At 72.5% G+C, this 4,967-nt stretch carries 6 protein-coding genes; 3 read left to right on the forward strand and 3 right to left on the reverse strand.

The window, feature by feature from the left end; genetic code table 11:
* The first annotated feature begins 426 nt into the window (after positions 1 to 426).
* Together SACSA_RS0102495 and SACSA_RS0102500 are read left to right on the forward strand one after the other, a co-directional pair.
* Positions 427 to 903: a helix-turn-helix transcriptional regulator gene (locus SACSA_RS0102495; protein WP_019813208.1), complete on the forward strand. Its 477-nt coding sequence runs from the start codon at positions 427 to 429 to the stop codon at positions 901 to 903.
* 10 nt (positions 904 to 913) lie between these two features.
* Positions 914 to 1,324 (forward strand): VOC family protein, encoded by a 411-nt coding sequence (locus SACSA_RS0102500; RefSeq protein ID WP_019813210.1) that lies wholly within the window; start codon positions 914 to 916, stop codon positions 1,322 to 1,324.
* A gap of 158 nt (positions 1,325 to 1,482) precedes the next feature.
* Here SACSA_RS0102500 and SACSA_RS0102505 read toward each other — a convergent pair whose 3' ends face one another.
* From SACSA_RS0102505 to SACSA_RS0102515, 3 genes are all read right to left on the reverse strand, one after another.
* Positions 1,483 to 2,253 (reverse strand): putative protein N(5)-glutamine methyltransferase, encoded by a 771-nt coding sequence (locus SACSA_RS0102505; protein ID WP_028661455.1) that lies wholly within the window; start codon positions 2,251 to 2,253, stop codon positions 1,483 to 1,485.
* A 114-nt stretch (positions 2,254 to 2,367) separates the two neighbouring features.
* Positions 2,368 to 3,432, reverse strand: coding sequence for a tyrosine-type recombinase/integrase (locus SACSA_RS0102510; protein ID WP_019813214.1), 1,065 nt, complete (start codon positions 3,430 to 3,432; stop codon positions 2,368 to 2,370).
* Between the two features lie 545 nt (positions 3,433 to 3,977).
* Complete coding sequence (locus SACSA_RS0102515; RefSeq protein WP_019813216.1) at positions 3,978 to 4,349, reverse strand: hypothetical protein; 372 nt, start codon at positions 4,347 to 4,349, stop codon at positions 3,978 to 3,980.
* A gap of 163 nt (positions 4,350 to 4,512) precedes the next feature.
* Between SACSA_RS0102515 and SACSA_RS0102520 the strand changes: the two genes are divergently transcribed.
* On the forward strand, positions 4,513 to 4,967 hold a 455-nt coding region (locus SACSA_RS0102520; protein ID WP_019813218.1), incomplete at its 3' end, for a glycerophosphodiester phosphodiesterase family protein.

The following is a 4,967-nucleotide window of genomic DNA, read 5'->3' on the forward strand; positions in this document are numbered from 1 at the left end:
AGGGCGCACCGCAATCCGGGCACGGCAGCTCCCGCGCGGCCCGCCCCATCGCCGACCGCGCCTCGAACTCACCGCAGTGCGCGCACCGGTAGGAGTAGGTGATCATCGCCTGCCGCCCCGGGACGTCGTGCCATCGTGGTCGAGGCGGACATTCCCGGCCACACGCCCGCGAAACGACACCTCGCCACCTCCGGCCCGGCACCACCCGTCCGTGCGAGCACACCCTCCACCGACCCCCTCCCCACAACACACGGAGACACCCCACACGGACCGCTCACGCCGCGCCGGACCCCGCCCGCGTCGCCGGCGCCTCCCCGGCCGCACCCCGGTGTGCGCGGCCCCGCTCGGCACCCCGGCACCACCCACGCCGCCAAACCCACGCGCCGACACCCTCGCTCGTCACCGCCGTGTGGCACGATCGCTCCTGTGACCAGCAGAACCTCTCCCACGGCCGCACAGGAACGCGACACGCGCCCCACCGCGCAGCGCCTGCGCGAGCTCGCACTGCTGCGCCGCGTACGCGACAGGATCGACCGGGAATACGCGCAGCCGCTGAACGTCGAGGCACTCGCCCGAGGCGTGCACATGTCGGCCGGCCACCTCAGCCGCGCGTTCCGCCACGCCTACGGAGAAACCCCCTACTCCTACCTGATGACACGCCGCGTCGAGCGCGCGATGGCCCTGCTGCGCCGCGGCGACCTCACCGTCACCGAGGTCTGCTTCACGGTCGGCTGCTCCTCACTGGGCACCTTCAGCACCCGCTTCACCGAGCTGGTCGGCATGCCACCCAGCGTCTACCGGCGCCACGCCACACACACGACAGCGGGAATGCCTCCCTGCGTGGCCAAACACGTGACCAGACCGATCAGGAATCGAGAAGTACGGTCACCGCACCACGCCTAGCGTTCTCGCCATGGACATCACCATTCACCAGACCTTGCTCCCGCACACCGACCCGGACGCCTCCCTGGCCTTCTACCGCAACATCCTCGGCTTCGACGTCCACAACGACGTCGGCTACAACGGCATGCACTGGATCACGGTCGGCCCCGCCGACCAGCCAGGCCCCTCCATCGTCCTCTACCCGCCGGAGGCGACCCCCGGCCTCACCGACGACGAGCGCCGCACCATCACAGAGATGATGGCCAAGGGCACCTACGCCAGCATCAACCTGGCCAGCAAGGACCTCGACAGCACCTTCGAACGGCTGCGGGCAGGCGGCGCCGAGGTCGTTCAAGAACCCACCGAGCAGCCGTACGGCCTCCGTGACTGTGCCTTCCGTGATCCCGCGGGAAACCTCATCCGCATCCAGCAGCTGCGCTGAGTGCCCCGGGCCGGGGGAGGGGAGACGTGACGAGCACGGCCACCACCACGGCCGGTTGATCCCCGAGGGTGCGGGGCCGACACACATTCCGACCCGCCGGCGCCACCCTGCTCACCACACGAGGCAGTGCTGCTGGCCACGGAGCCGCCTGCCGGAAGTCAACCGGACGCCGTCCCGAGCACGACAGTGGCGTCCCGGTCGGCGCAGTGCCGCACCTGCGGCACCAGCCCCGCACGCCCCACCTCCTCGGCCGCGGACCCGGCCTGGTCAACACCAGTCTCGAACAGCACCGACCCGCCCGCCGCCAACCACCGGGGCGCGGCGGCGACCAACCTGCGCGCCACGGCCAAACCGTCACCACCGCCGTCGAGCGCCACGCGCGGCTCGTGCTCCCGCGCTTCCGGCGGCAGCGACGCGACCGCGCCGCCGGGCACATACGGCACGTTGGCCACGAGCACGTCCACCCGGCACCGCAGCGCCTCCGGCAACGGCGCGTCCAGATCGCCCTCGGCCACCACCGCGCCCGTGCCCGCGAGATTGCGCCGGGCGCAGCGCACCGCCGCCGGGTCGAGATCCACCGCGTACAACCGCACCCGCGCGGCGGCCGCGATCACCGCGCCCACCGCACCACAGCCGCAACACAGATCCACCACGACCGCGCCGTCCCGCACCAGCGCACACGCCTGCTCGGCCAGAAACTCCGTGCGGCGGCGCGGCACGAACACGCCGGAATCCACCGCGAACCGGCGCCCGCAGAACGCGGCCCAGCCCAGTACGTGCTCCAACGGTTCCCCGGCCACACGCCGCGCCACCAACGCCTCCCGCTCGGCGGGGTGGGGCGCCGCCGCCCGCAGCAGCCGAGCCTCCTCCTCGGCGAACACGCACCCGGCCGCGCGCAACCGCGCCTCAAGGTCCCATACCCGCGCCACACCGTCCGACCGGGCCTGACCCGACGACGGCGCCCGCACCGGGCCCTCAGCCACGCGACCCTCGCCTCACATCCACCCCCGGAACCGTACCGCGGCACGGCTGGCGCACGGGCCTCAGCGGCCCGACAGGGGAGAGGAGGTCACCGCCTCCACGGCCGCGCTCATCGAGTCGTCCATGTACACCGAGGTGGTCGCGAGGCTGGCGTGCCCGGCGATCTGGGCGACCGTGGCGATGTCCACCCCGGCCCGGGCGAGCACCGTCAACGCGGTGTGCCGGAGTGAGTGCGGCGTGGCCCGGCGACCGAGGTAGGCGCGGGCGTAGCGCTCGACCATCCGCTGCACATCGCGCGGCGAGAGCCTCCAGCCACGCACCGACACGAACAACGCGCCCGCCGCGTCGGCGATCCGGTCGCGCTCGGTGCGGTCGTGCGGACGGCGCGGCCGGGGAGGAGCGGGCCGCTCGGTCGCCAGATAACGCTCCACCAGCTCGGCGGTGGGACGCGACAGGGGCAGGTCACGGTCCTTGCCTCCCTTGCCCCGCACGTACAGCACCGGCGTGCCGGTCTCCTCGTGCGCGCGGATGTCGGTGCGGTTCGCGCCGCACAGCTCCGACACGCGGGGACCGGACTCGACCAGCAGCCGCAGGATCGCCTCGTCCCGCAGACTCAGCCGCTGGTCGGCCCGCAACGTCTCCTCCGGCCGCGTCCCGGGGGCCGCGCGCAGCGCGAGCGCCTCGTCGAGCTGGAGACCGACGCGCGTGCCCGCCGCGCGGTTGGGCGTCCGGGGCCTGCTCACGCGGGTGGTCGGGTCCACCCGCACGTATCCCTTGTCGGCGGCCCAGCGGAACAGCCCGCGCACGGCCGCGAACCACCGGGCCAGCGAATGCGGGCCGCGGCCGGGGGGAGTGGAGCCGTCCTCGGCGATCTTCAACCCGACGCTGTAGCGGCGGTCGGGAGCCTTGGCGACCTTGGTCAACGCCGTCTCGATGTCGTCGGCCTCGACGTCGTCCAGCGTTATCTCGTCGCCCAGGAGAGTGGTGAACTCGGTGAGATCCCGTCGATAGGAGTGGAGTGTGGTAGCACTGAGCTGCGAGCGCATCACCCGCCGTTCGAGCACTTCGAGGTACTCCAGGGTCGCGTCGCGGACCGTGATGTCGGACAGCGATGCCGGTTTCGCCACGGCAAGATCATATCAGAGCTGACACACACCGAGTCGTGGATTGCCTATTACACGACATGGTTTCCGCGTTCCGCCGCATCCGGGCCCGCAGGCGACCACGATCGAACCCACCCGCCCCACACTGTTGTCGTGCCGTCAAGGCCTCCTTGCCTGCGTTGAGTGCAGTGAAGGAGGCCTTGACGGCACGACAACGGGGACGGATCCGGGTGGGCACGGGGCTGCCTCAGTGGGGGCGGGTGACGTCTCGTGGGCGAGAGACGGCCCACCACGCGTCGTCCGTGTGCGGAGCGACATCTCCCGCCGCGCCGACGGAACCGCACGGCATGACACATCGACTCGTCCACCCGGACCGCGACACGCCCAGCGACGACGGCGCCCGGCCGGAGTCGGGGACTTTCAGCGCGGAGGCGGGGCATCGACTTCGGGAGAGATCACCGCGTAGCCCCACCGTGGCCCGCCTCCGCGCTCTACTTAACATAATGTGTCTTATCGGCGTCGTTGCGCACGGAGTCGTGCGGCCCGGTCCGTGCCACCCGCTGCCCGACTCAGCGGAGCCGTTCCAGGTCGCGGGCCGCGTGCGCGACCTCGGCGGCGAGGCGGCGCAGTGTGTCCGCGTCAGCGTGCTCCTCGGCGGCGGTGACGACGTCCTCGGCCGCGCACCGCACCTGGAACAGCCGGTCCTGCACCGCCGCCAGCTCGCCGACCGAGAACACGACCGCGTCGTCGGGCAGCCCGCCGCGCCGCACGGCGGTCCGGCGTTCGTAGGCACGCTGCCGGCACGACTGGCCGCAGTACCGCCGTCGACGCCCGACGGCCTCGCCGTCCCGGAGCCGGCGACCGCACCACCCGCAGAGCCCGGGCGCGGCCGAACCGCGCTCGGGAGCCTCGGCGGACCGCTCCCCTCCGTCGCGCATCATTTCGTCACGTGATGAAATAGTGCCGGGGTCCGCGCCCTCGGGACCGTGCCGTGCGGGTTCGCTCATCGCCGGTTCGCTCATCGCGTCCGCACACTAGCCTTCGGCGCGGGTTGGCGCGCGGTACTCGCTGCCCGTGGGACGTCCGGCGGGCAGACTGGACGCCATGACCGTCGTGTTTCCGTATCTGGCCGCTCCCCCTCCCCGGGCGTTCGCTCACCGGGGCTGGCACGTGGACGAGTTGGCCGGCATGGAGAACTCGTTGCCCGCGTTCCGCAGGGCGGTGACCGAGGGGTACCGCTACATCGAGACCGACGTGCACGCCACCGCCGACGGCGTGGTGGTGGTGCATCATGACCCGTCGCTGGACCGGACCACGGACGGCACCGGCCCGATCGCCGGGCAGACCTGGCGGTCGGTGCGGCGCGCCCGCATCGGCGGGCGCGAGCCGGTGTCCCGGTTGGAGGACGTGCTGGAGGAGCTGCCCGAGGCGTTTTTCAACGTCGACGTCAAGTCCGACGCGGCCGTCGAGCCGTTCCTGCGGGTGGTGCGGCGGTGCGGCGCGCTGGACCGGGTGGCGGCGGCGGCGTTCTCCGAGTCGCGGCTGGTCCGGCTGCGTCG

Origin of the sequence: Saccharomonospora saliphila YIM 90502 (assembly GCF_000383795.1) — a bacterium.
GTDB classification, from domain to species: domain Bacteria; phylum Actinomycetota; class Actinomycetes; order Mycobacteriales; family Pseudonocardiaceae; genus Saccharomonospora; species Saccharomonospora saliphila.